The sequence below is a fragment of the Pseudomonas sp. MWU13-2517 genome (genome assembly GCF_023242545.1).
Taxonomy (GTDB): Bacteria; Pseudomonadota; Gammaproteobacteria; order Pseudomonadales; family Pseudomonadaceae; genus Aquipseudomonas.
Window position 1 is genome coordinate 231,470 of record NZ_JALMFA010000003.1, and the last position, 22,096, is coordinate 253,565.

At 59.4% G+C, this 22,096-nt stretch carries 19 protein-coding genes; 7 read left to right on the top strand and 12 right to left on the bottom strand.

Annotated features, from left to right (window positions below):
• Positions 1 to 54: 54 nt before the first annotated feature.
• Positions 55 to 1,404, top strand: coding sequence for a glycerol-3-phosphate transporter (gene glpT / locus M5B97_RS06130; protein ID WP_248731002.1), 1,350 nt, complete (start codon positions 55 to 57; stop codon positions 1,402 to 1,404).
• Here glpT and M5B97_RS06135 read toward each other — a convergent pair.
• Together M5B97_RS06135 and M5B97_RS06140 are read right to left on the bottom strand one after the other, a co-directional pair.
• The gene (locus tag M5B97_RS06135) at positions 1,390 to 2,046 is read right to left on the bottom strand and encodes a gamma-glutamylcyclotransferase (RefSeq protein WP_123716471.1); all 657 of its coding nucleotides are present in this window, start codon (positions 2,044 to 2,046) and stop codon (positions 1,390 to 1,392) included. The genes glpT and M5B97_RS06135 overlap by 15 nt on opposite strands.
• A gap of 27 nt (positions 2,047 to 2,073) precedes the next feature.
• Positions 2,074 to 4,461 (bottom strand): TonB-dependent receptor, encoded by a 2,388-nt coding sequence (locus tag M5B97_RS06140; RefSeq protein ID WP_248731003.1) that lies wholly within the window; start codon positions 4,459 to 4,461, stop codon positions 2,074 to 2,076.
• Between the two features lie 283 nt (positions 4,462 to 4,744).
• On the opposite strand from M5B97_RS06140, the gene M5B97_RS06145 reads away from it, so the two are divergent.
• Positions 4,745 to 5,209 carry a sn-glycerol-3-phosphate transporter gene (locus M5B97_RS06145; RefSeq protein ID WP_248731004.1) on the top strand — a complete coding sequence of 155 codons (465 nt, stop codon included), beginning with the start codon at positions 4,745 to 4,747 and terminating at the stop codon, positions 5,207 to 5,209.
• Here M5B97_RS06145 and M5B97_RS06150 read toward each other — a convergent pair.
• From M5B97_RS06150 to M5B97_RS06175, 6 genes are all read right to left on the bottom strand, one after another.
• Positions 5,206 to 6,174 carry a CDP-6-deoxy-delta-3,4-glucoseen reductase gene (locus M5B97_RS06150; RefSeq protein WP_134659345.1) on the bottom strand — a complete coding sequence of 323 codons (969 nt, stop codon included), beginning with the start codon at positions 6,172 to 6,174 and terminating at the stop codon, positions 5,206 to 5,208. The two genes, M5B97_RS06145 and M5B97_RS06150, sit on opposite strands and share 4 nt — an antisense overlap.
• Positions 6,174 to 7,640, bottom strand: a complete 1,467-nt coding sequence (ubiD, locus tag M5B97_RS06155) for a 4-hydroxy-3-polyprenylbenzoate decarboxylase (RefSeq protein WP_123716475.1) — start codon at positions 7,638 to 7,640, stop codon at positions 6,174 to 6,176. The genes M5B97_RS06150 and ubiD overlap by 1 nt, the downstream gene beginning before the upstream one ends.
• Before the next feature lie 59 nt (positions 7,641 to 7,699).
• Positions 7,700 to 9,682, bottom strand: a complete 1,983-nt coding sequence (locus M5B97_RS06160) for an acyltransferase family protein (RefSeq protein WP_248731005.1) — start codon at positions 9,680 to 9,682, stop codon at positions 7,700 to 7,702.
• A 154-nt stretch (positions 9,683 to 9,836) separates the two neighbouring features.
• Positions 9,837 to 11,096, bottom strand: a complete 1,260-nt coding sequence (rho, locus tag M5B97_RS06165) for a transcription termination factor Rho (RefSeq protein WP_003206716.1) — start codon at positions 11,094 to 11,096, stop codon at positions 9,837 to 9,839.
• A 234-nt stretch (positions 11,097 to 11,330) separates the two neighbouring features.
• A complete protein-coding gene (gene trxA / locus M5B97_RS06170; RefSeq protein WP_003213989.1) occupies positions 11,331 to 11,660 on the bottom strand; it encodes a thioredoxin TrxA in 330 nt (109 codons plus the stop codon).
• A 121-nt stretch (positions 11,661 to 11,781) separates the two neighbouring features.
• Positions 11,782 to 12,477, bottom strand: a complete 696-nt coding sequence (locus M5B97_RS06175) for an FCD domain-containing protein (RefSeq protein WP_248731006.1) — start codon at positions 12,475 to 12,477, stop codon at positions 11,782 to 11,784.
• Between the two features lie 254 nt (positions 12,478 to 12,731).
• Between M5B97_RS06175 and M5B97_RS06180 the strand changes: the two genes are divergently transcribed.
• From M5B97_RS06180 to M5B97_RS06195, 4 genes are read left to right on the top strand one after another with little or no spacing between them, the layout of a single operon-like run.
• Entirely contained in the window at positions 12,732 to 13,517 is a 786-nt protein-coding gene (locus M5B97_RS06180; RefSeq protein WP_123716478.1) for a transporter substrate-binding domain-containing protein, read from the top strand.
• A 14-nt stretch (positions 13,518 to 13,531) separates the two neighbouring features.
• Entirely contained in the window at positions 13,532 to 14,200 is a 669-nt protein-coding gene (locus tag M5B97_RS06185; RefSeq protein WP_123716479.1) for an amino acid ABC transporter permease, read from the top strand.
• Positions 14,197 to 14,847 carry an amino acid ABC transporter permease gene (locus tag M5B97_RS06190; RefSeq protein WP_123716480.1) on the top strand — a complete coding sequence of 217 codons (651 nt, stop codon included), beginning with the start codon at positions 14,197 to 14,199 and terminating at the stop codon, positions 14,845 to 14,847. Before M5B97_RS06185 ends, M5B97_RS06190 begins: the two co-directional genes overlap by 4 nt.
• Positions 14,834 to 15,571, top strand: coding sequence for an amino acid ABC transporter ATP-binding protein (locus M5B97_RS06195; RefSeq protein ID WP_123716481.1), 738 nt, complete (start codon positions 14,834 to 14,836; stop codon positions 15,569 to 15,571). The genes M5B97_RS06190 and M5B97_RS06195 overlap by 14 nt, the downstream gene beginning before the upstream one ends.
• Here M5B97_RS06195 and M5B97_RS06200 read toward each other — a convergent pair.
• The 4 genes from M5B97_RS06200 to M5B97_RS06215 all read right to left on the bottom strand — a co-directional run bounded on the left by M5B97_RS06200 (position 15,543) and on the right by M5B97_RS06215 (position 20,046).
• Positions 15,543 to 16,076 carry a hypothetical protein gene (locus tag M5B97_RS06200; protein ID WP_248731007.1) on the bottom strand — a complete coding sequence of 178 codons (534 nt, stop codon included), beginning with the start codon at positions 16,074 to 16,076 and terminating at the stop codon, positions 15,543 to 15,545. The two genes, M5B97_RS06195 and M5B97_RS06200, sit on opposite strands and share 29 nt — an antisense overlap.
• Entirely contained in the window at positions 16,066 to 18,561 is a 2,496-nt protein-coding gene (locus M5B97_RS06205) for a fimbria/pilus outer membrane usher protein (protein WP_248731008.1), read from the bottom strand. The genes M5B97_RS06200 and M5B97_RS06205 overlap by 11 nt, the downstream gene beginning before the upstream one ends.
• A gap of 7 nt (positions 18,562 to 18,568) precedes the next feature.
• Positions 18,569 to 19,285, bottom strand: a complete 717-nt coding sequence (locus M5B97_RS06210; protein ID WP_349292527.1) for a fimbria/pilus chaperone family protein — start codon at positions 19,283 to 19,285, stop codon at positions 18,569 to 18,571.
• Positions 19,286 to 19,389: 104 nt separating this feature from the next.
• Entirely contained in the window at positions 19,390 to 20,046 is a 657-nt protein-coding gene (locus M5B97_RS06215; RefSeq protein ID WP_248731009.1) for a DUF1120 domain-containing protein, read from the bottom strand.
• Between the two features lie 444 nt (positions 20,047 to 20,490).
• Here M5B97_RS06215 and ppx point away from each other — a divergent pair, with 444 nt between their 5' ends.
• The gene (gene ppx / locus M5B97_RS06220) at positions 20,491 to 21,993 is read left to right on the top strand and encodes an exopolyphosphatase (protein ID WP_134659364.1); all 1,503 of its coding nucleotides are present in this window, start codon (positions 20,491 to 20,493) and stop codon (positions 21,991 to 21,993) included.
• The last annotated feature ends 103 nt before the right edge of the window (positions 21,994 to 22,096 follow it).

A 22,096-nucleotide genomic window follows, 5' to 3' on the forward strand; every position in this document is an offset into this window, starting at 1 on the left:
ACGAAACTGTAACATTCGCATCCGCAGTCAAAACAAGAAATTTGGAGCTCTTGAATGTTTGCTTTCTTTCGTCCTGCCGCACACCAGGCGCCCCTGCCTGAAGAAAAAATAGACAGTACCTACCGACGGCTGCGCTGGCAGATTTTCGCCGGTATTTTCTTCGGTTACGCCGGGTACTACCTGCTGCGCAAAAACTTCTCCCTGGCCATGCCCTACCTGATCGACGAGGGTTATACCCGTGGCGAACTGGGCCTGGCGATGTCGGCCATCGCGATTGCCTACGGCTTGTCCAAGTTCCTGATGGGCCTGGTGTCCGACCGCTCCAACCCGCGCTACTTCCTGACCTTCGGCCTGCTGGTTTCAGCGGGGGTGATGTTCATTTTCGGTTTCGCACCTTGGGCCACGTCCAGCGTGACCATGATGTTCATTCTACTGTTCATCAACGGCTGGGCGCAGGGCATGGGCTGGCCACCCAGCGGGCGGACCATGGTGCACTGGTGGTCGCAGAAAGAACGCGGCCGCGTGGTGTCGGTGTGGAACGTGGCGCATAACGTCGGCGGCGGCATGATCGGCCCGCTGTTTCTGCTGGGCATGGCCTGGTTCAACGACTGGCACGCGGCGTTCTATGTCCCGGCCACCGTCGCATTGCTGGTGGCGGCCTTCGCCTTCATCACCATGCGCGATACCCCGCAATCGGTGGGCCTGCCGCCCATCGAGCAATACAAGAACGATTACCCGGAAGGCTACAGCACCAGCCACGAAGAAGAATTCAGCGCCAAGGAAATCTTCGTCAAGTACGTGCTGCGCAACAAAATGCTGTGGTACATCGCCTTCGCCAACGTGTTTGTCTACCTGCTGCGCTACGGCGTACTGGACTGGGCACCGACTTACCTCAAGGAAGCCAAGCACTTCGACGTGGATAAAACCTCGTGGGCGTACTTCTTCTATGAGTGGGCCGGTATTCCCGGCACGCTGCTGTGCGGCTGGATGTCGGACAAGATCTTCCGTGGAAACCGCGGCCTGACCGGCGTGGTGTTCATGGCGCTGGTGACCGTGGCGACGCTGGTTTACTGGCTCAACCCGCCAGGCAACCCAACCATCGACATGATTGCGCTGTTCTCCATTGGCTTCCTGATTTATGGCCCGGTGATGCTGATCGGCCTGCAGGCGCTGGAACTGGCACCGAAAAAAGCCGCGGGAACCGCTGCGGGCTTCACGGGGCTGTTCGGTTACCTGGGTGGTTCGGTGGCGGCGAGCGCCGCCATGGGCTACACCGTTGACCATTTCGGCTGGAATGGTGGGTTTGTGTTGTTGGTGGGCGCGTGCCTATTGGCCATCGCGTTCCTTATTCCAACGCTGTGGCACACCAACAGTGTCAGCGAGGCGCGGTCAGCTGCCGCCTAAGCAATCCTTGGCACAACGCTTGAGCCGCGCCTCCAGATTCTTGTCTGGCATGGCGTGGCTACGCAGGGCGTTCACGGTCTGCTCGACATAATCGCGAGTGGTGCCGTAACGCCCGCAAGCGCTTTGCAGCACATGATTGAGCACGATATCGGGCAAGTTGCCGGCGTAACTGGGCAAATGCCGCTCCAACACAAACCCCAACGCCTGTACCTGGCTGCCATCTTCCAGGCGGCAACTGAGCCAATGCGGCCGGTACGAGGGGTAAGGCATTTCGCGCTGCCACAGGGCGTACAACGAAGCTTCCAATTGATCTTCCGGCAAGCGGTAGGCAAACCCGCTGCAGGAACCACCGCGATCCAGGCCAAACACCAACCCCGGCAACTCCGGGGTGCCGCGGTGCTCGTGCGACCACAGGTACAAGCCCCGGTGATAACCGTGGACCCGCGCCCGCACCCGTTCGGTCGACGAACATTCAGGGCGCCAGATCAGCGAACCGTAAGCAAATAGCCAGACCGGCCCTCCCTTATGCCGAGCCATAGTGGCCTGCATGGAGCTCATCAACTGTTCGTGAGTGAGTTGCGGCCCAAGATCGAGCCGCGGAGGGTAAGCCAATTGCAAAAGATCGGTTTCAATGGCGGTCATGGCGAAAAGCAGTGCGCCTCCTGTGTATTACCAGTTGTAAGCAACTTTACCGTAATAAAACGCGCCGCTGTAACCGTACGGCGAAAAAGTGCTGTAGGCGAGGTTGCCGCCGCTGCTGGCGTAAGCGTTGACCTTCTCCGGGTATTTGTCGGTGATGTTGTCGCCACCCAGGGTGAAGGTCCAGTTCTTCAACTTGTAGTCCGCCGACAGGTCGAGCACCCAGGCGGCCTTGAAGGTTTGGTCGTTGACCTTGTCCGCCTGGTAACTGGTGAACTCGCCATAACGCACCAGGTTGCTGTGCAGCGCCCAGTTGCCATAGGTGAAATCGTTACCCAGGCTCAGTTTGTGCTGCGGTGTGGTATCGCCGAGCAAACCGATGCGCTCACGACGGTCTACCCGCACCAGGTTGGCTCCCAGACTGTCCAGAATCGCCGGGTTGGCTTTCACATCGGTGACCTTGGTGTGGTTGTAGTTGTAGCCGACGGTGCTGTTCCAGCGAATGCCGTTATCAAATAGATAGCGGTAGTTGGCCACCAGATCGACGCCGTCAGTGCTGGTATCGGTAGCGTTGGTGAAGTAACGGGCGCTGGTGTAGTTGATGTTGCCGACACCGTTGGCTTGCAGGTAGGCGATAGTCGCCGGGTTCAGGTTGAGGTTGGACGACAGGCTGATGCGGTCACGGATATCGATGCGGTACACATCAAGCGTCACGGTCAGGTCATCGGCAGGCTCCAACACCAGGCCGAGACTGTAGTTGCGCGATTTCTCAGGCTTCAGGTCTTCGGCGCCGAGCAGGCGGGCGACTTGGCTATTGGCCGGGAAGGTGCCGGCCTCCTGGATGGTGCTGCCAATCAGCTGCGATGAGGTGTAGGCAAAGTTCTGTTGGGCCAGGGACGGCGCGCGGAAGCCGTTGGAGATGCTACCGCGCAACGCCACTTGCGGGGTGAAGTCATAACGGGCTGAAAGCGAGCCGCTGACGTTGGAGCCGAAGTCGCTGTAATCCTCATGCCGCACAGCGGCCGAGGCGCTGAGTTTTTCGGTGAACTGGGTTTCCAGGTCCAGGTATTGGGCCCAGTTGTGACGGGAGGTGCTGCCGGCATCGGCATCGCGGAACCCACCGAGGCCCGAACTGCCGGTCTGATAGTAGGAGGCCGGCTCGCCCGCTTCGATTTGATAGCCCTGGCGCAGGTATTCGCCGCCAAACGCCACCGAGACGGGATAGGGTAAGAAGCCCACATCGAACTCACGGGACAGGTCCAGGCTGACTTGGCGCTGATCGTTGCTCAGGGTGCCATTGTTGAATTTGCGCGGTGTGGCCAGGCCGAGAGAGGTGTTGATGGTCTCGGTGCCCAGTTCGTACTGGTTCTTGCCGTAGTTGGCCGACAGGTCGTAATGCCAGTCGTAGGCCAGTAAGCCGCGCAAGCCGACGACCAAAGAGGTGTCTTCCAGGTTGCCTTTGATCAACGGCAGGTAGCCATTGGGGTTGAGCGCTGCAATGTTGTTGTACGCATTGCTCGCCCGGTAGAACGCCGCCGTCTCGCCGCGCCGCTTGCTGTAGCCGCCGAAGCTGTAGAGTTCGGCCGCATCGCTGAAAGCGTATTCGGCGTTGAACTGGAACTTGCCTTCATCAGTGGCCGGCTCGCCCTGGCGGAACACGCGCTGGCCATAGGTCGTGGAGCCTACGCTGCCGGGCCGGAAATCATGGCCGGCGCGGTTGGTGTAATCGTTGTCGGCCCCTTCGCCCGAGAGGTTGATAAAGCCGTTATCGCCCAGCGCCAGCCCGGTGTTGCCGCTGAGGTTGCGCTGGATACCATCGCCTTTTTTGTACTCACCGAACTTGCTGGAGATCGAACCGCCGTGGTCAGCGTGCTTGAGGATCACATTGATCACCCCGGCAATCGCATCCGAGCCGTAGCGGGCGGACGCGCCATCGCGCAGCACTTCGATATGGTCTACCGCCGACAGCGGGATCGCATTCAAATCCGCCGGTGCCGAGCCACGCCCCACGGCACCGCCAAGATTGACGAAAGCACTGGTGTGACGGCGTTTACCATTGACCAGCACCAGTACTTGATCCGGCGACAGGCCGCGTAGCTGCGCCGGGCGCACCAGCTCGGCACCATCCACCAGGCTCGGACGGGGGAAGTTGATCGATGGAATCAACCGCGCGAGTACCGCTCCCAACTCATCGGAGCCGGTGCTGCGCAGGGCTTCGCCGGAAATTACGTCGACAGGCGACAGTGATGCACTGGCGGTGCGCTCCTGGGCGCGAGTGCCGGTGACGATCACGGTGTCCAGTCTGGGTGCCTCGGCGGCGGGTGTTTCGGCCGCCAGGGCTGAGTTGAATCCCACAGCGGTCAGCAAATTGGCCGACAAAATCGCTGTGTACAGCGCTTGCTTCTTGTAGCTCCCCATACCGCTCCCCTTGGAATCTACCCGGAACTTCAATGCTCCGAGTTCTTGCGATCGATCCGGCTGGCGGCGGTGGCGGTCATTTATTGGTTATTGGAAGAAAGTCGGTAGTCCGTTGCTTATAGCTTAATAAGATCTCTTCTACTGAAAAAATAACCAAATTGCATAAGCATAGGCAACCTTGCTTTCAGCTCAGGTTCAGGCCACTCGGAACGCCAACCGTCAAACTGTAGACGTTCAGCGACCCACCCTAGCCGCCCCTTCAAACGACTAACGAGGTCGAACCATGAAATACCTTTTTACCAGCCTGCTGCTATTGGCGCCGGCCACAACAGCGCTGGCCACCGAAGACGAAAAAAGCTTCTGGTACGCACAGACCAGCCTGTACACCCGGCATTTTTCACCGGATCCACAGCACAATAATCATCAGGATTTGATCAACCTGGAGCGCAATGAAGCGTCAGGGCAGGTGTATGGCGCAGCAACGTTTCGCAACTCGTTCAGCCAGCGTTCTTACTATGTCTACGCCGGCAAGCGCTACGACATTGCTGATTCACCGCTCTATGTGAAGGTGACGGCGGGCGCACTTCAGGGTTATCGCGGCCAATACCGCGACAAAATCCCGCTCAACAAATTTGGCGTGGCACCGGCGATCATCCCTTCAGTGGGCGTGCATGCCGGCCCGGTCGCCAGTGAGTTCGTACTGCTGGGCTTCAATGCAGCAATGCTCACGGCCGGCGTGCGCTTTTAAGGGCGCGGTGCGTAGGCAAACACGTCGGCACGCATCTGATGCGCATCCATACCGGCGTCGACCAGCGCATCCAAAGTGCCATAGATCATGGCCGGCGAGCCGCTGGCGTAGACATGTACGGTCTTGAGGTCGGCAATGTCCTCACACACGGCTTCGTGCAGCAACCCGCAGCGCCCTTCCCAGCCGCACAGGTCGCTGACAACCTTGTGCAGGAACAGGTTGGGCAGTTGCTGCCACTGTGCCCAGTGTTCGATTTCGTAGAAATCTTCCGGGCGGCGCACGCCCCAATAGAGATGCACCGGGTGCTTGAAACCGGAGGCACGGCAATGCTCGATCAGGCTGTGCATCTGCGCCATGCCGGTGCCGGCGGCAATCAGCACCAGCGGCCCGTCGGGCAACTCGGCCAGGTGGGTGTCACCAAATGGCAGCTCGACGCGCGCCATCTGGTTGCGCTGCAATTGTTCCAGCAGGTTGCGGGCACTGTCCTCCCGGGCCAGTACATGCAGCTCCAGATCGCGCCCGGCGTGGGGTGCTGAAGCCAGGGAGAATGCCGATTTCTCGCCGTTCTCCCGCTCGATCATCAGGTACTGGCCGGCGTGGTAACGCACCGCCTTGCCGGCCGGCGCACGCAGGCGGACACGCCATACATCGCCGCCCACTTCCACGCACTCACTCAACTGGCACGACAATTTGCGCAACGGCAACTCTCCCGGCGCCAGCACGCCATCCCACAACACAATGCAATCTTCCAGCGGTTCGGCGATGCAAGTGTAAAACTCACCATGGTCACGTACCTCGCCGGCCTGCTGTACCCGGCCCTCCACCAACAGCGCCGCACACACATGGCATACGCCGTTGCGACAGGCCTGGGGGCACTCGTAGCCGAGGCGGCGCGCGCCTTCGAGGATTCGCTCGCCAGGGACCAGCTCCAGCACCGCGCCGGAAGGTTGCAGGGTTACACGCATCAATCTATTCCCAATTCTTTCCAGATCGCATCGACACGGGCAGTGACGGCTTCATCCTTGACGATTACACGGCCCCACTCGCGGGTGGTTTCACCCGGCCATTTGTGGGTGGCGTCCAACCCCATCTTCGACCCCAGGCCCGATACCGGCGAGGCGAAGTCGAGGTAATCGATCGGCGTATTATCGATCATCACCGTATCGCGCTTGGGGTCCATGCGCGTGGTGATGGCCCAGATCACGTCGTTCCAGTCGCGGGCATTGATGTCGTCGTCGGTGACGATAACGAACTTGGTGTACATGAACTGTCGCAAAAACGACCACACACCCAGCATTACCCGCTTGGCATGGCCTGGGTACGACTTTTTCATGGTCACGACGGCCATGCGATACGAGCAGCCTTCCGGCGGCAGGTAGAAGTCGGTGATTTCCGGGAATTGTTTTTGCAGGATCGGCACGAACACTTCGTTGAGTGCCACGCCGAGAATGGCCGGCTCATCCGGCGGACGGCCGGTGTACGTGCTGTGGTAGATCGGCTTGATCCGGTGAGTGATGCGCTCCACGGTGAACACCGGGAAGCTGTCGACTTCGTTGTAGTAACCGGTGTGGTCGCCGTAGGGGCCTTCATCGGCCATTTCGCCCGGATGAATCACGCCTTCAAGAATGATTTCCGCAGTGGCCGGTACTTGCAGGTCATTGCCACGGCACTTCACCAGTTCGGTGCGGTTACCGCGCAGCAGACCGGCAAAGGCGTATTCGGACAAGCTGTCGGGCACCGGAGTTACCGCGCCCAGGATGGTCGCCGGGTCAGCGCCCAAGGCCACGGAGACCGGGAACGGCTTGCCCGGGTGTTTTTCGCACCATTCACGGTAATCCAGGGCGCCGCCACGGTGGCTCAGCCAACGCATGATGACCTTGTTGCGGCCGATCACTTGCTGACGATAGATACCCAGGTTCTGGCGGTCTTTGTTCGGGCCTTTGGTGACGGTCAGGCCCCAGGTGATCAGCGGGCCGACGTCGCCGGGCCAGCAGGTCTGCACCGGCAGCATGGCCAGGTCGACATCATCGCCTTCGATGACCACTTCCTGGCAGACCGCGTCCTTGACCACTTTGGGCGCCATGGCAATGATCTTGCGGAAGATCGGCAGTTTCGACCAGGCATCCTTCAAGCCCTTCGGTGGCTCGGGCTCTTTGAGGAAGGCCAACAGTTTGCCGATTTCGCGCAGCTCGCTGACCGACTCGGCGCCCATGCCAAAGGCCACGCGCTCGGGCGTGCCGAACAGGTTGCCAAGCACCGGGATATCAAACCCGGTCGGCTTCTCGAACAGCAGCGCCGGGCCCTTGTTACGCAAGGTGCGGTCGCAAATCTCAGTCATTTCCAGCACCGGGGAAATCGGCATCTGGATACGTTTCAACTCTCCGCGCTGCTCAAGTTGCTGCACGAAATCCCGAAGATCCTTGAATTTCATTAACCATGCCACCCGTAAAATAGGCGTACATCCTACCTGCTCTGAGGGCGGCTGGCAGCTTAATTGGCCGTCAGCCCCCGTGATTGCAGCGAACGGAACAGAGGTTCCAGGAAGGCTTCAATGTGCCGGGCGCCTACGTCGGAGATATGGTTGTCGTCGGTGTACAACGACTGGCCATTGAGCTCTACCCGACACAACCCATCGGCACCGCACAGCAATGGCGCAGGGTCCAGCACTGCCACGCCGCTATCGGCGGCAGCCAGTTGGTCAAACAACCCGGTAATAAACGCCTGACGCTTGGTGTGTTCCGCCAGGGCGAGCCCCTCGCCGTCCACTGGGCGGTTCATCATCGCCAAGCGACTGAGGCGGTAAGGCACGATGATTTCCTGCAGCGGCACTTCCTTGACCAGCCAGACCCGATGCCCGGCCGCACGCAACCCACGGATGCGCTCGCGCAGGCCGTCGGCAAACCGTTGTTCGGCGACGGCACGCACGTACTTGCCGGTAACGGGGTCCTTGAGCGCATGCTCCGTGTCACCCGACATCTGCCCGTAAAGGTACAAACTCCAACGCGCCGCCAGCACTACATCGCTGAAGCGTTGCTCGGTCATCGCCTTCTCGACGCGCTGGTTGAAATGCGCGCACCGGGCAATATTTTCCAGGCCATCCAAGGGTATGCAACCTGCAAAGCTGGCTTCGACCAGGCTGATATCGTGGCGCTTGGCGCCCTCTTTGAGGGCCGGAATCAACGCGGTGGCATGGCTGTCGCCCCATACCAGAGCCGATAACGAGGCATCTTTAGGGCCGAAGTGGCAGAACAGCCGCTCGTCGGGAGTGTCCTTATCCGCCATGCAGGCCAGCAGCTCCGGGCTCCATGTCTTGGCCCGGGCAAACTGCAGCGCTTGTTCGGACAGGCGTGAAGGCACACCGTCGGATGTACGAATCGCCACGCCGGTCAGGCCAAGGCACAGGATGCCGGCGCCGGCAGCGGCCAGGATCGCCTTGCGTCCGGCGAGCAAGCGTTTTTCCCGGAACGGTGCTTCCACAAAGCGCCATGACAGGTAGCCCAGTACCAATGAAAGCAACATCAGCCCAGCCAGCTCCAGTGGGCTCAAACCATCCACTGCGGCGTAGGTGGCATAGACAAACACCGGCCAGTGCCACAGGTACCAGGAATAAGAGATCAGCCCGATGCCCACCATCACCCGCGAACTCAACAGTCGTCCGACCCAGGTGTACTGCTGGCCGTTGGCCCAGATCAACCCGACCACGCCCAGCACCGGCAGCAACGCAGTGGCGCCTGGGAATGGCGTGGTTGCGTCGAAACCGAACACCGCAATCAGTATCAACCCCAGGGAAACCAGGCTGACCCCTTGAGCCAGAGCCGGTGAGGCCCGCCAGTCGCGCATGGGCAGTACCGCCAGCATGGCACCGGCCAGCAGTTCCCAGGCTCGCAGATGCAACAGGAAGAACGCCTTTTGTGGCTCATGGGACACCGCCCAGACGCTCATGCCAAACGATGCCAGCAATACACCGAAGAGTGCCACGCGCCAGTGTTTCAAGCGGCTTGAGAGCAACGTCAGCAACAGCGGGAAGAAAATGTAGAACTGCTCCTCCACGGCCAACGACCACGTGTGCAGCAGGGGCTTGATGTCGGACGACGCATCGAAGTAACCATGCTGCCGGGAAAACAGCAGGTTAGACGTGAATATCACCTGATAATGCGCGGAGCGCCCCAACTCCTCATAGTCCTTGGGTGCCAGCAGAAACCAGCCCACCGCCAATGTCGCGGCCATCATCACGAACAGCGCCGGCAGGATGCGTCGGGCACGGCGCGCCCAGAAGTCGATGAAACTGAAACGCCCCGCCTGGCGTTCGCGCCAGATAATGGAAGTGATCAGAAATCCGGAAATGACGAAAAATACGTCAACACCGACAAAACCGCCGGTAACGCCAGGAACGCCGAAGTGAAACAACACGACTGCGAGGACAGCAATGGCACGCAGCCCGTCGATGTCTCTTCGGTATGCAAGAGTGGTCATAAAGTGATGGTCAGTCTGTTGCGAAAGGGATGAGCGTAGCTGTGCGTAAAACTTTTGGTACTTAACGGACACTTATGCGATGAAAAAGCTCAATTTCGATGCAAAAAAAATGGCGCCCCTAAGGGCGCCATTTTTTCGGACCTGAAACGTCGTATTACTTGCGCTTCATCGACAAGAAGAACTCGTCGTTGGTCTTGGTGGTTTTCAGCTTGTCGACGAGGAACTCGATGGCGGCTACTTCGTCCATCGGGTGCAGCAACTTGCGCAGAATCCACATGCGTTGCAGTTCGTCGTCGGCTGTCAGCAACTCTTCACGGCGGGTGCCGGAACGGTTGATGTTGATCGCCGGGAACACACGCTTCTCGGCAATGCGACGGTCCAGGGGCAGTTCCATGTTGCCGGTACCCTTGAACTCCTCGTAGATCACTTCGTCCATCTTCGAGCCGGTTTCAACCAGCGCGGTGGCGATAATGGTCAGCGAGCCGCCTTCTTCGATGTTCCGCGCAGCACCGAAGAAACGTTTCGGTTTCTCCAGGGCGTGAGCATCGACACCACCGGTCAATACCTTGCCGGAGCTCGGGATCACGGTGTTGTAGGCACGGGCCAGACGGGTGATGGAGTCGAGCAGGATCACCACGTCCTTCTTGTGTTCAACCAGGCGCTTGGCCTTCTCGATCACCATTTCGGCAACCTGCACGTGGCGGGTTGGCGGCTCATCGAACGTCGAGGCAACCACTTCGCCGCGCACGGTGCGCTGCATTTCAGTCACTTCTTCCGGGCGCTCATCGATCAGCAGCACGATCAGGTGAACTTCAGGATTGTTACGCGCGATGTTCGCTGCAATGTTCTGCAGCATGATGGTCTTACCGGCTTTCGGCGGTGCGACGATCAGACCACGCTGGCCTTTGCCGATCGGGGCGCACAGGTCGATCACACGACCGGTCAAGTCTTCGGTGGAACCGTTACCGGCCTCCATCTTCATGCGCACAGTCGGGAACAGCGGGGTCAGGTTCTCGAAGAGAATCTTGTTTTTCGCGTTCTCGGGGCGATCGAAGTTGATCGTGTCGACCTTGAGCAGGGCGAAATAACGCTCGCCTTCCTTCGGGGGACGGATCTTGCCAACGATGGTGTCACCGGTGCGCAAGTTGAAGCGACGGATCTGGCTCGGCGAGACATAAATATCGTCTGGGCCGGCGAGATAGGAAGCGTCTGCAGAGCGGAGGAAGCCGAAGCCGTCCTGGAGAATCTCCAGCACGCCATCACCGGAGATTTCCTCGCCGCTTTTCGCGTGCTTTTTCAGCAGGGAGAAAATCACGTCCTGCTTGCGCGAACGGGCCATATTTTCTATGCCCATCTGTTCGGCCAATTCGAGCAGTTCGGTAATCGGCTTTTGCTTGAGTTCAGTCAGATTCATATAGGAATGACGTAATCATTTATGGAGGGGGGAAATTAAGCTTTTGGCTTAATGAGGCCGCGCCGCAGAGAAGGCGACAGGATCGCGTACTAATCGAAAAGGAATGCGTCGGCGACGGCTTGCAGGGGGCAGTGGAGAAACCAGTGCGGGGCCGAATGTACCACCTGAATTTGGGAGCGTCTAGCCCTGTTTCACGAAAAAGCCCCGCAATTTGCGGGGCTTTTTTGTCGGCGCTTAGATGTTGGCGTCGAGGAAAGCTTGCAACTGAGACTTCGACAGCGCGCCTACCTTGGTGGCTTCGACGTTGCCGTTCTTGAACAGCATCAACGTTGGAATACCACGCACGCCGTGCTTGGCCGGGGTTTCCTGGTTGTCGTCGATGTTCAATTTGGCAATGGTCAACTTGCCTTCGTAGGTGGTCGCAATGTCGTCCAGGACAGGAGCGATCATTTTGCAAGGGCCGCACCATTCAGCCCAGTAGTCAACCAGCACCGGGCCTTGAGCCTTGAGTACTTCGGCCTCAAAGGTCGCGTCCGTGACGTGCTTGATAAGATCGTTGCTCATGGATGTCTCCGGATTGTAAGCAAAAAAAACGTTGCCCATCATAGCCGCCCTTCCCCCGTTCAGGAAGCCGCCTCTGATTGAGTCTTCCTATGATGATGCATGAGTTTGGGTATAGGCCAACTCACGGCGTCACGGGAGTGACGAAGGCGATACCGGTGCGCAATGCCGCATTGCGCACGTGTTCCTGCATGGTTTTCTGTGCCGCCGCACTGGCGCGCCGGGCCAGGGCACGCAGGATCCTGCGGTGCTCCTGCCAGGTCTCCATGGCACGCTCTGGCCGGATGAACGGTAGTTTCTGACTTTCCAGGAATACATCGGCGCTGGCACTAAGAATGCTCACCATCGCCTGGTTGCCGCTGGCCAGCAAGATGCGCTGATGAAATTCGAAGTCCAACCGGGCGGCGGCTTCAAAATCACCCGCCTTGAGCACCTTGCGCATCGCCTCAAGGTTATCTTCCAGCGTGTCCAACTCATCGATCGTCAACATGACCGCCGCCAACCCTGCGGCAAACCCTTCCAGGGCATAGCGCAATTGGAAGATATCCGAAGGGGTGGCCTGGGCGGCGAAGGGCCAGGCAAACCCCGGCGCCTCCTGTACCTCTTGCACGAACACGCCTTTCCCCGGCTGCACACTGACCACGCCCAAGGCACTCAAGGATGACAACGCCTCACGTAACGACGCTCGGCTCACCCCCAACTGCAGCGCCAGGTCACGCTGGGACGGCAGCGCATCACCGGCCGCAAAGCCCTGTTCCTTGATCAGTTTGCGGATGGCCTGCAGGGCCGCTTCCGGTACGGCTTGGGCGATGGAATTCATAGAAGACTCAAGGTTCCAGACAACTGAGCGCCTAGTTGTAAAGCTATTCGCAGCCCCCGGCAAGCCACGCCCCAAAGGAGCCCGCGCGGTTTTGTGAACGCCCGAAAAGAGTGCGAATCGCCAGCCAACTGTTCAGACCAGTAAGACCACATAACTCAGCAAATTCCAGTGATCCAGGCCATCTGCACCGTCATGGCATGGGCCATGCAATAGCTCAAAACAGAACATTCCCTCGTCTCTTCCGGAGAGTTGCCATGACCAAGCGCTACAGCGCCCTGCTCACTGCCTTGTTTGCCAGCCTGATGCTGGGCCAGGCACCCGCCCAGGCCAACGGTCTGGACGATATCGTTGCCCGCGGCACCCTCAAGGTCGCCGTACCCCAGGATTTCCCACCCTTCGGCTCGGTCGGCCCCGACATGAAGCCACGCGGCCTGGACATCGACACCGCCAAACTGCTGGCCGACCAACTCAAGGTCAAGCTCGAGCTGACCCCGGTCAACAGCACCAACCGCATCCCGTTTCTCACCACCGGCAAGGTCGATCTGGTGATTTCCAGCCTTGGCAAGAATGCCGAGCGGGAAAAGGTCATTGATTTCTCCAAGGCCTACGCACCGTTCTACCTCGCCGTGTTCGGTCCGCCTGACGCACCCATCAGTACCACCGACGACCTCAAGGGCAAGACCATCAGCGTGACCCGTGGCGCCATTGAAGACATCGCGCTGACCGCCGTGGCCCCCAAGGAAGCCACCATTAAACGCTTCGAAGACAACAACTCGACCATCGCCGCCTACCTGGCCGGCCAGGTCGACCTGATCGCCAGCGGCAACGTGGTCATGGTGGCAATCAGCGAGCGCAACCCGAAACGCGTACCGGCGCTGAAGGTGAAACTCAAGGACTCGCCGGTGTACGTGGGCGTGAACAAAAACGAGCCGGCCTTGCTGGAGAAGGTCAATCAGATTCTGGTCGCGGCCAAGGCCGACGGCAGCCTGGAAAAGAACGCGATGCAGTGGCTCAAAGAGCCGTTGCCTGCCGATCTCTGAAGCGGAGCTGATCCATGGCCTATCAATTCGACTTTGTGCCGGTGCTGGCCAATACCGACCTGCTGTTGCGTGGCGCGTTGTTCACCCTTGAACTGACGGCCATCGGCGCGATCCTGGGGGTGGCCCTGGGCATCGTCGGCGCCGTGGTGCGGGCGTGGAAAATTCAGCCATTCGCCTGGCTGTTCGGTGTGTATGTCGAGTTGATCCGCAACACGCCGTTCCTGGTGCAGTTGTTTTTCATCTTTTTCGGCCTGCCGTCCCTGGGGCTGAAAATCACCGAGTGGCAAGCCGCCGTGCTGGCAATGGTGATCAACCTCGGCGCTTACTCAACCGAGATCATCCGCGCCGGTATCCAGGCCATCCCTCGCGGGCAACTGGAAGCCGCCGCCGCGCTGGCGATGACGCGCTTCGAAGCGTTCCGCCATGTGGTGCTGCTGCCGGCGCTGGGCAAGGTGTGGCCGGCCTTGAGCAGCCAGATCATTATCGTGATGCTCGGTTCGGCGGTGTGTTCGCAGATTGCCACCGAGGAACTCAGCTTTGCCGCCAACTTTATCCAGTCGCGCAACTTCCGCGCGTTTGAAACCTATGCCCTGACCACCCTGGTATATCTGTGCATGGCGCTGATGATTCGTCAGTTGCTCAACTGGATCGGTTACCGATTTGTGATGAGGAACAGTCGATGAGTGATTTTTCCTTCTGGGATATCGTGCGCAACCTGGCCACCGGCCTGCAGTGGACCTTGTTGTTGTCGCTGGTGGCGTTTCTCGGCGGTGGCGTGATCGGCCTGCTGGTCATGACGATGCGCATCAGCCGTAAAGCCTTCCCGCGCAATGTCGCCCGTACCTACATCGAACTGTTCCAAGGCACGCCGCTGCTGATGCAACTGTTCCTGGTGTTTTTCGGTATAGCCCTGCTCGGTGTGGACATCTCACCGTGGTTGGCGGCGGCGATTGCCCTGACCCTGTTTACCAGTGCCTACCTCGCCGAAATCTGGCGCGGTTGCGTCGACTCCATCGCCCATGGGCAGTGGGAAGCGTCGGCCAGCCTGGCGCTGAACCCACTTGAACAACTGCGCTACGTGATCCTGCCCCAGGCCTTGCGCATTGCGGTGGCGCCCACCGTGGGTTTCTCGGTGCAAGTGGTGAAAGGCACCGCCGTGACCTCGATCATCGGCTTCACCGAATTGACCAAGACCGGCGGCATGCTCGCCAACGCCACCTTCGAGCCCTTCATGGTCTACGGCCTGGTGGCCCTTGGTTACTTTTTGCTCTGCTACCCCTTGTCCCTCAGTGCGCGCTACCTGGAAAGGAGACTGCATGCCTCTGCTTAGAATTTCCGCCCTGCATAAGTATTACGGCGATCATCACGTACTCAAAGGCATCGACCTGACGGTGGATGAAGGCCAAGTAGTAGCCATCATTGGCCGCAGCGGCTCGGGCAAATCCACCCTGCTGCGCACCCTCAATGGCCTGGAGTCGATTAACGATGGCGTGATCGAAGTCGATGGCGAGTACCTCGACGCCGCTCGTGCCGACCTGCGCAGCCTGCGGCAGAAAGTCGGCATGGTGTTCCAGCAATTCAACCTGTTCCCGCACCTGACGGTGGGTGAGAATGTGATGCTGGCGCCCCAGGTGGTGCAGAAAGTGCCGAAGGCCAAGGCGGTACAACTGGCCAGGCAGATGCTGGAGCGCGTGGGTCTCGGGGAAAAGTTCGACGCATTCCCTGATCGCCTCTCCGGCGGTCAACAACAGCGAGTAGCGATTGCCCGGGCCCTGGCCATGTCGCCCAAAGTGTTGTTGTGCGATGAGATCACCTCGGCCCTCGACCCGGAGCTGGTCAATGAAGTACTCAGCGTAGTGCGCCAACTGGCCAAGGACGGCATGACCTTGATCATGGTGACCCACGAAATGCGCTTTGCCCGGGAAGTCGGCGACAAGCTGGTGTTCATGCACCAGGGCAAGGTGCATGAAGTGGGCGACCCCAAGGTATTGTTTGCCAACCCGCAAACCCCGGAGTTCGCCAATTTCATCGGCTCAGTGGAACAGCCGGACTGACCAGTTCGAAACTGCCCTGGCTTTCCAGTACCGTCTGATAGCGCACCTGGAAGGCATCGGCCGGCACATCGGTGTCGACATCGACCTGGGCCGTCAGCCGTTTACCTACCGCTCCTGCCACCAGGACCTGGCCCGGTAATAACTGCCCGCGCGCAGCTTCACCGGGCAGGTGTGCCAGCGCCCAGTCGACGGCGCGCCCATCCATCCGGGCATGCTTGAGACTCAGGCGCAGGCGCCCTTGCTGGCCAAACCGAAAACCTTGCCCATCTGCCGCGCCAATAAATCGCAACGCGATTGCCGAAGGCTCTGCACACAGCACGTTCAAGTGCAGCGTGCGCGTACCAAGCGTCACCGAGGGGCTTTCGAGCAATGCCTCACGGTGAACAACGCCGTAGTCGATACGCGACTGACTCAGCGATAGCCGACAGTTTTCTGCCCGAGCCCCCTGGACCATCCACACTGCGCAGAACAGTGCGAATCCTGTGCATTTCAGCTTAACGGCCATGGCACACCGCCGAGGCTGTCTCATAGAACTTGTCATTGTCGGGCTGGGCCTTTGAGGCAAGGTTCAACACACAGGAGGACGAGTCCGACATGGAAACCCGCAAATTTTGCGCGTCGTTGAGGTCGTTCAGGAAAATCATGCCCTCTCCCACCACACTGGTCAGAAAACGATTGTGCTTGTCGAACACCGAAGCGCCCTGGGGCAGAGGTCGACCCTGTTGGTCGCTGGCAGTCAGTAATACGCGGCGCACTTTGACGACCTCGAAAGCCACGGTATTGACCGACCCTCGCCCTGCGACGAGCACTTGCGTGCCGTTCTTCAAGTCAACACGCTTGGGCAGGGACTGGGTTTGCACTTCGATGCGGCTGCTGGTGTACGCGGGCAGGCCCGGGATCACCGCCTGCCCTTTGAAATCGGTCCAGACAGGCCCTTGCGGGGTGTCGATTCTCGCAGCGCCGATGTCGCCCACCGAGGCGATCCCAAACGTGTCCTGCACGGTATAAGGCGAGAATGTCAGCCCGCCTTCGTGAGCCACGACGCCGCCTTGCAACTGCCCTGTATAGCTGGTGGTCTGGCCATCCCGGCTGACACCCAGGCCGAGTCGGGTATAACGGGGCATCAGGTCCAGCTGGCCACGAACCGACTGCTCCCGGTGACTGAAGTCACGCTCGGTGCCCACTTCGTAGCGCACGTAATCATTGACCCGCTCACTGAACGCGGTACCGGCACGGGCCTGATTCCCGCGACGACTGACGTAACTGTTCACGCGACGCTCGCCCCCCAGGGGCACACTGACCTGCAGTCGCATGGACAAGTCATTATCCAGGCCACGCTCACCGCGGCGGTCATCGCGCGCGGCATTAAAGCGGGCCTGAGAGCCGCCTACCTGCGAATCCGCGACCAATGCCACATCGGCATAGCGAAACGACTTGTTCCATGCGGCAAATACATGCTCGGTGGTTTGCCCGTCAAATTGAGCACTGCGGGTATAGCCCAGCGAAAATACCCCCAACGTGGGTTCAACCCAGCTCATACCCGCCGTGTACTGATGCTTGAAGCGCGAACCCAGCTCATCGGCCCTGGCTGGGCGGCCCGCTTCAAGGACCTCGCGGTAACCTCGGGTCTGCAGGGTCGAACTGAGGTTGAGGTCAATGTTGGCGGCCACCGGGCTGCTCACGGTTACGCTGCTGCGTGAACCGGATACCGCGCCGCGATTGCCCCGGGACAGGTTGTGGCGTGCTCCAACGGAAACCCGCTGGAAAAATACACTGCTCAGAGCACCGCCCGCCGACCAATACTCATCGGTGCTCAACAAACCGAATCCCGCCGACGAATCGCGCCCCAAACCCCACGTACCGCTGCCCATGGCGACGACAGGCGTCGGAGCCTCATCAAGCGCGTTCTCACGTACCTTGCCCAGGGAGAAATAGTAACCGGGTGCCGCCGGGGCCGCCCCCGCGAACGAAGCCGCGGGCACCACGAAGTTACGCTTGGCCCCCCGCACATCGATGACGCTGACCTCCAGGTCGCTGGTGCCATTGAGCAGAGGCAAGCCTGTGAGCCTGAAAGGCCCTTCGGGCACCAGCGTGCTGTGGACCAACACCCCCGATTGGCGCACCTCAATTCGCGACTGGCTTTGGGCCAGCCCCTCCACCACGGCACTGTTGCTGCCTGACGGCACGCGTGACTGGCCATCAGGCGAGAACTGCACACCGGACAACTGGATACCGCCAAACAGCGGGTTATTACTGGAGATCTGGCCGGCCTGGAAAGTCGACTGCAACGCAGCGATATCCCGCTGTGCATAGGCATACAGGTGCTCGGTTCTGGCGTTCCCATTGTCGGACACATAGAACTGGCGACTGCGAACAATCCAGTCGCCCAAGTTGAAACCCGCCTCGGTATAGGCCGAAACGAATCGGCTCGGCCCGCCGCGCGAATGGCTGTCGAACCCCTGCACGTCATAGTTGAACAGAGCAGCAGCTCCGCCTCGGGAAAACGCGGCGGCCTCCCATTGCGGTTCACGCAGCGACTGAGTAGGCACGACCAGTGCTACTTCATTGCTGCCGGGCCGAAGCCGCACCATTGTCGTCGGAAAGGCGCCAAGGAAATCCTGGCAGGCAGGCCCCGAGGCGACACCTTCATGGACGGTGCCACCAGGGTTTACCAGACCGGCTTTCTCCAGCAAGCCGGCGGTGAAACACAGCTGCCCTTGAGAGTCGAACTGCGCATCAACCAGCCCGAGCGGGCTTCCATTAACGCGCAGTCCCACCACATGCGTGCCTTCGCGAAAACGCGCCGCACTGCGAAAGTAATCGGACACCTTCGGATCGATACCGTGGGTGGTGAGTGCCGCCAGGTCAAAACCTTCCCCCAACTCCAGCGCGGGGACAAAACCGGGCAAGCTCCAGAGCGTCGCAACCCCCACAAACAAGGTGGGCCGCCTGGGCCATAACGATGCGACAAGCCTGTTACTCGATGTCATGGATCGATCAACCCCCACTGGTGCTGATCGGGGCTCGGTAGGTATCCGCCGAAAACCCGTAGACCGTGGCCGGTTGAATCTCGACCCCCGTCAAGCCTTCCAGCACACCTTCAACCTCCACCGTCAGGGTTTCACCCGGCAAAATGTAGGTACGCGGCAAAGTAGCCGGGGTGCCTCGTGGAAGTAATTGCACCTCCGGCGCCAGGCGCACCACATAAGGACTTTCGTTGTGAACCTTGAGATGCGCCCCTGCTTGCACCCACTTCAGTAGTTCCCAAGGGGTTTGATGCACCGGCAAGTCCCGTGGGTGCAGGATCAGCGGTAAATTCTGCCGCAGGGTGATACCGATGGTCGCACCATCCGTCGCGCGCGCCTGAGGAATACCCTCGAAGGTCACTCGCTTCAAGCGCTGGGTCTTGAGGGACGTCTTCAGGGTACTGATGAACCGTACCAACTGAGTCTCACCGGCCTCCACACGGGTAATCGGCGGTGTAACAATCAATAGCGGTTCCATATCCTCGGGAATGTTTTCAATCACCGAATGAAGCAGGGCCGGCATTGCATCGGTATTTTTTATGTTTATCGTGGCTTCGCCCTGTGCTTCATAAAGCATGACCACTGTCGTTTCCGGCAACATACCTTCCGCAGTTGCTACGCCAATAGAACTCAAGAAAAAACCTGCACATAACAACCACGCATTATTTATTACTGAAAGACTGGGCACCCAGTACGCTCCACGACTTAGAAGTGACGATTAATCAACTGACGCCCACTTAAAAACAGCCGACAAGAAACAGTCAGTTTCCTGGTCGGCTGTATTTCAGTCGCTTAGATGTAGCTCAGTTCAAGTGTGGCGCGCCCATCAAGGGTAATGTCACGGCTGAGGTCCAGATCCTGGCCTTTATTGATGACCGCCCTGACAGCGATAGTCCCGGTCAACTGCGCGATCGGGGCGGGAACGACAGTTACACTGGATCGCCAGGAGTATTGGGAAGGCGACTGCGCGACTTTTCCATCACTGTTCTGCCAGGCACCGCTGCCGATACGCATGATGGGATTGAGCACCGTGGTCGACGCCCTGAGGTCCTTCAGGGTGACGGCAAAACCACCGGTCTTGCGGCCGGCCGCCAGGCCCAGGCCGAAGTTGTGTGTCTCGGTATAGCCCGCCCCAAGCGCATTCAGGATCCCAGGTACTTTGCTGCCCGCCTGCAGGTCGATAAATTTCAGCCCGAACTTGGCGGGCGTAGTACCGCAACTGACGGTCAGGGGGGTGGTCTTTTCCGCGAGTGGGTTGAATGCCGTCGGGAGCAGTTGACCCGAAGGAATTTCGCCGTAGTTGATAATGCCGCCACCGGTCATGCTGAGGTTACACGCGGCCGGTTTGATCGTGCCCCTGACGATCAGTTCGGCAGTAGTGGACGCCTGTGCGTTGAGGGTCGCGGCCAGGCAAGCGATACCAAGAGTCAATCCAACAATTTTTTTCATATTCAACCTGTCACAGAAATTTATCAGGTGTATTTATTTTTCTTTACAAGACAATCCATAAATAAATAACACCACGGCAAAATTGCCGAGTGACAGTCTGTCTGCTTGGTACTTGACTAAAGAATAAGACGGCACTTCAATTATTGTGGGAGCGGTAAAAATAAAATGTCAGCGTGGCACCTCTCTACGGTAGGCTTAATTGATATAAACAATAAAAACCCGGCATTTGGATTGTAGGCAAAGTGATAATCAAACTTAAAACCTGCATTAGTTAAAGCTTCCTACATTGCCTAGAAGTCCTTCGATAGAAGCTCGGGAAGACAACCTACATTTCCTACAGTAAAGCCCTACAAGCAGTCTCAGAGAAATTCCCGAAGCACAACGCGTTGGCTCCAGCGGTCGATCGTGGCACGATGGCAAGGTTATCGACCGAGACCCCAAACCATGCCGCAATCCCAAGCCAAGAATCTGTCACTGATCGCCGCCATCGACCTGGGCTCCAACAGCTTTCACATGGTCGTGGCCAAGGCCCAGAACGGCGAGATCCGCATCCTTGAACGGCTCGGCGAGAAAGTACAACTGGCTGCCGGGATCGACGATGAGCGCCAGCTCAATGAAGAATCCATGCAGCGCGGGCTCGATTGTCTCAAGCGCTTTGCGCAACTGATCAACGGAATGCCCTCGGGCTCCGTACGGATCGTGGGCACCAACGCACTACGCGAAGCGCGTAACCGCAACGAATTCATCCATCGCGCCGAAGAAATCCTCGGGCACCCGGTAGAAGTCATCTCCGGCCGTGAAGAAGCCCGCCTGATCTACCTGGGCGTCTCTCACACCCTGGCTGATACGCCCGGCAAGCGCCTGGTGGCGGACATCGGCGGCGGCAGTACCGAGTTCATCATCGGCCAGCGCTTCGAGCCGTTGCTGCGTGAAAGCCTGCAGATGGGCTGCGTCAGTTACACCCAGCGCTATTTCAAGGACGGCAAGATCACCCCGGCACGCTACGCCCAGGCCTACACGGCGGCGCGGCTGGAGATCATGAGCATCGAGCACGCCCTGCATCGCCTGACCTGGGATGAAGCCATCGGCTCGTCCGGCACCATCCGCGCCATCGGCCTGGCCTTGAAAGCCGGCGGCCATGGCACCGGCGAGGTCAACGCCGAAGGGTTGGCGTGGCTCAAGCGCAAGCTGTTCAAGCTGGGCGATGCCGAGAAAATCGATTTCGATGGCATCAAGCCCGACCGTCGCACCATCTTCCCAGCCGGCCTTGCGATTCTCGAAGCGATCTTCGACGCCCTCGAGCTACAACGCATGGACCACTGCGATGGCGCCCTGCGCGAAGGCGTGCTCTACGACCTGTTGGGTCGCCATCACCACGAGGACGTACGCGAGCGCACCCTCAGCTCGTTGATGGAGCGCTACCACGTCGACCTGGAACAGGCGATTCGCGTGGAACGCAAGGCTCTGCATGCCTTTGATCAGGTGGCCGCGGACTGGGACCTGGAAGACGGCGTATGGCGCGAGTTGCTCGGCTGGGCCGCCAAGGTGCATGAGGTGGGCCTGGACATCGCCCACTACCATTACCACAAGCACGGCGCCTACCTTATCGAGCACTCCGACCTTGCCGGGTTCTCCCGCGAAGACCAGCAGATGCTCGCACTCCTGGTGCGTGGCCATCGTCGTAATATTCCCAAGGACAAGTTTGCCGAATTCGGTGACGAAGGCATCAAGCTGATACGCCTGTGTGCGCTGCTGCGCTTTGCGATCCTGTTCCACCACATCCGTGGCACCCAGGAAATGCCCCAAGTGACCCTGAGCGCCAACGGCGATAGCCTGGACGTCGTGTTCCCCAACGGCTGGCTGGATGAGAACCAGTTGACCCAGGCGGATTTCGCCCAGGAAGCGGAGTGGCTGACGCGGGTGGGGTTCAGCCTCAACGTGCGCTGACCCGATCTGAACAACACTGAAAGACAAATGTGAGAGGGGGCTTGCTCCCGATGACGGTATGTCAGTCACTGAATACGTTGACTGAACCACCGCGATCGGGAGC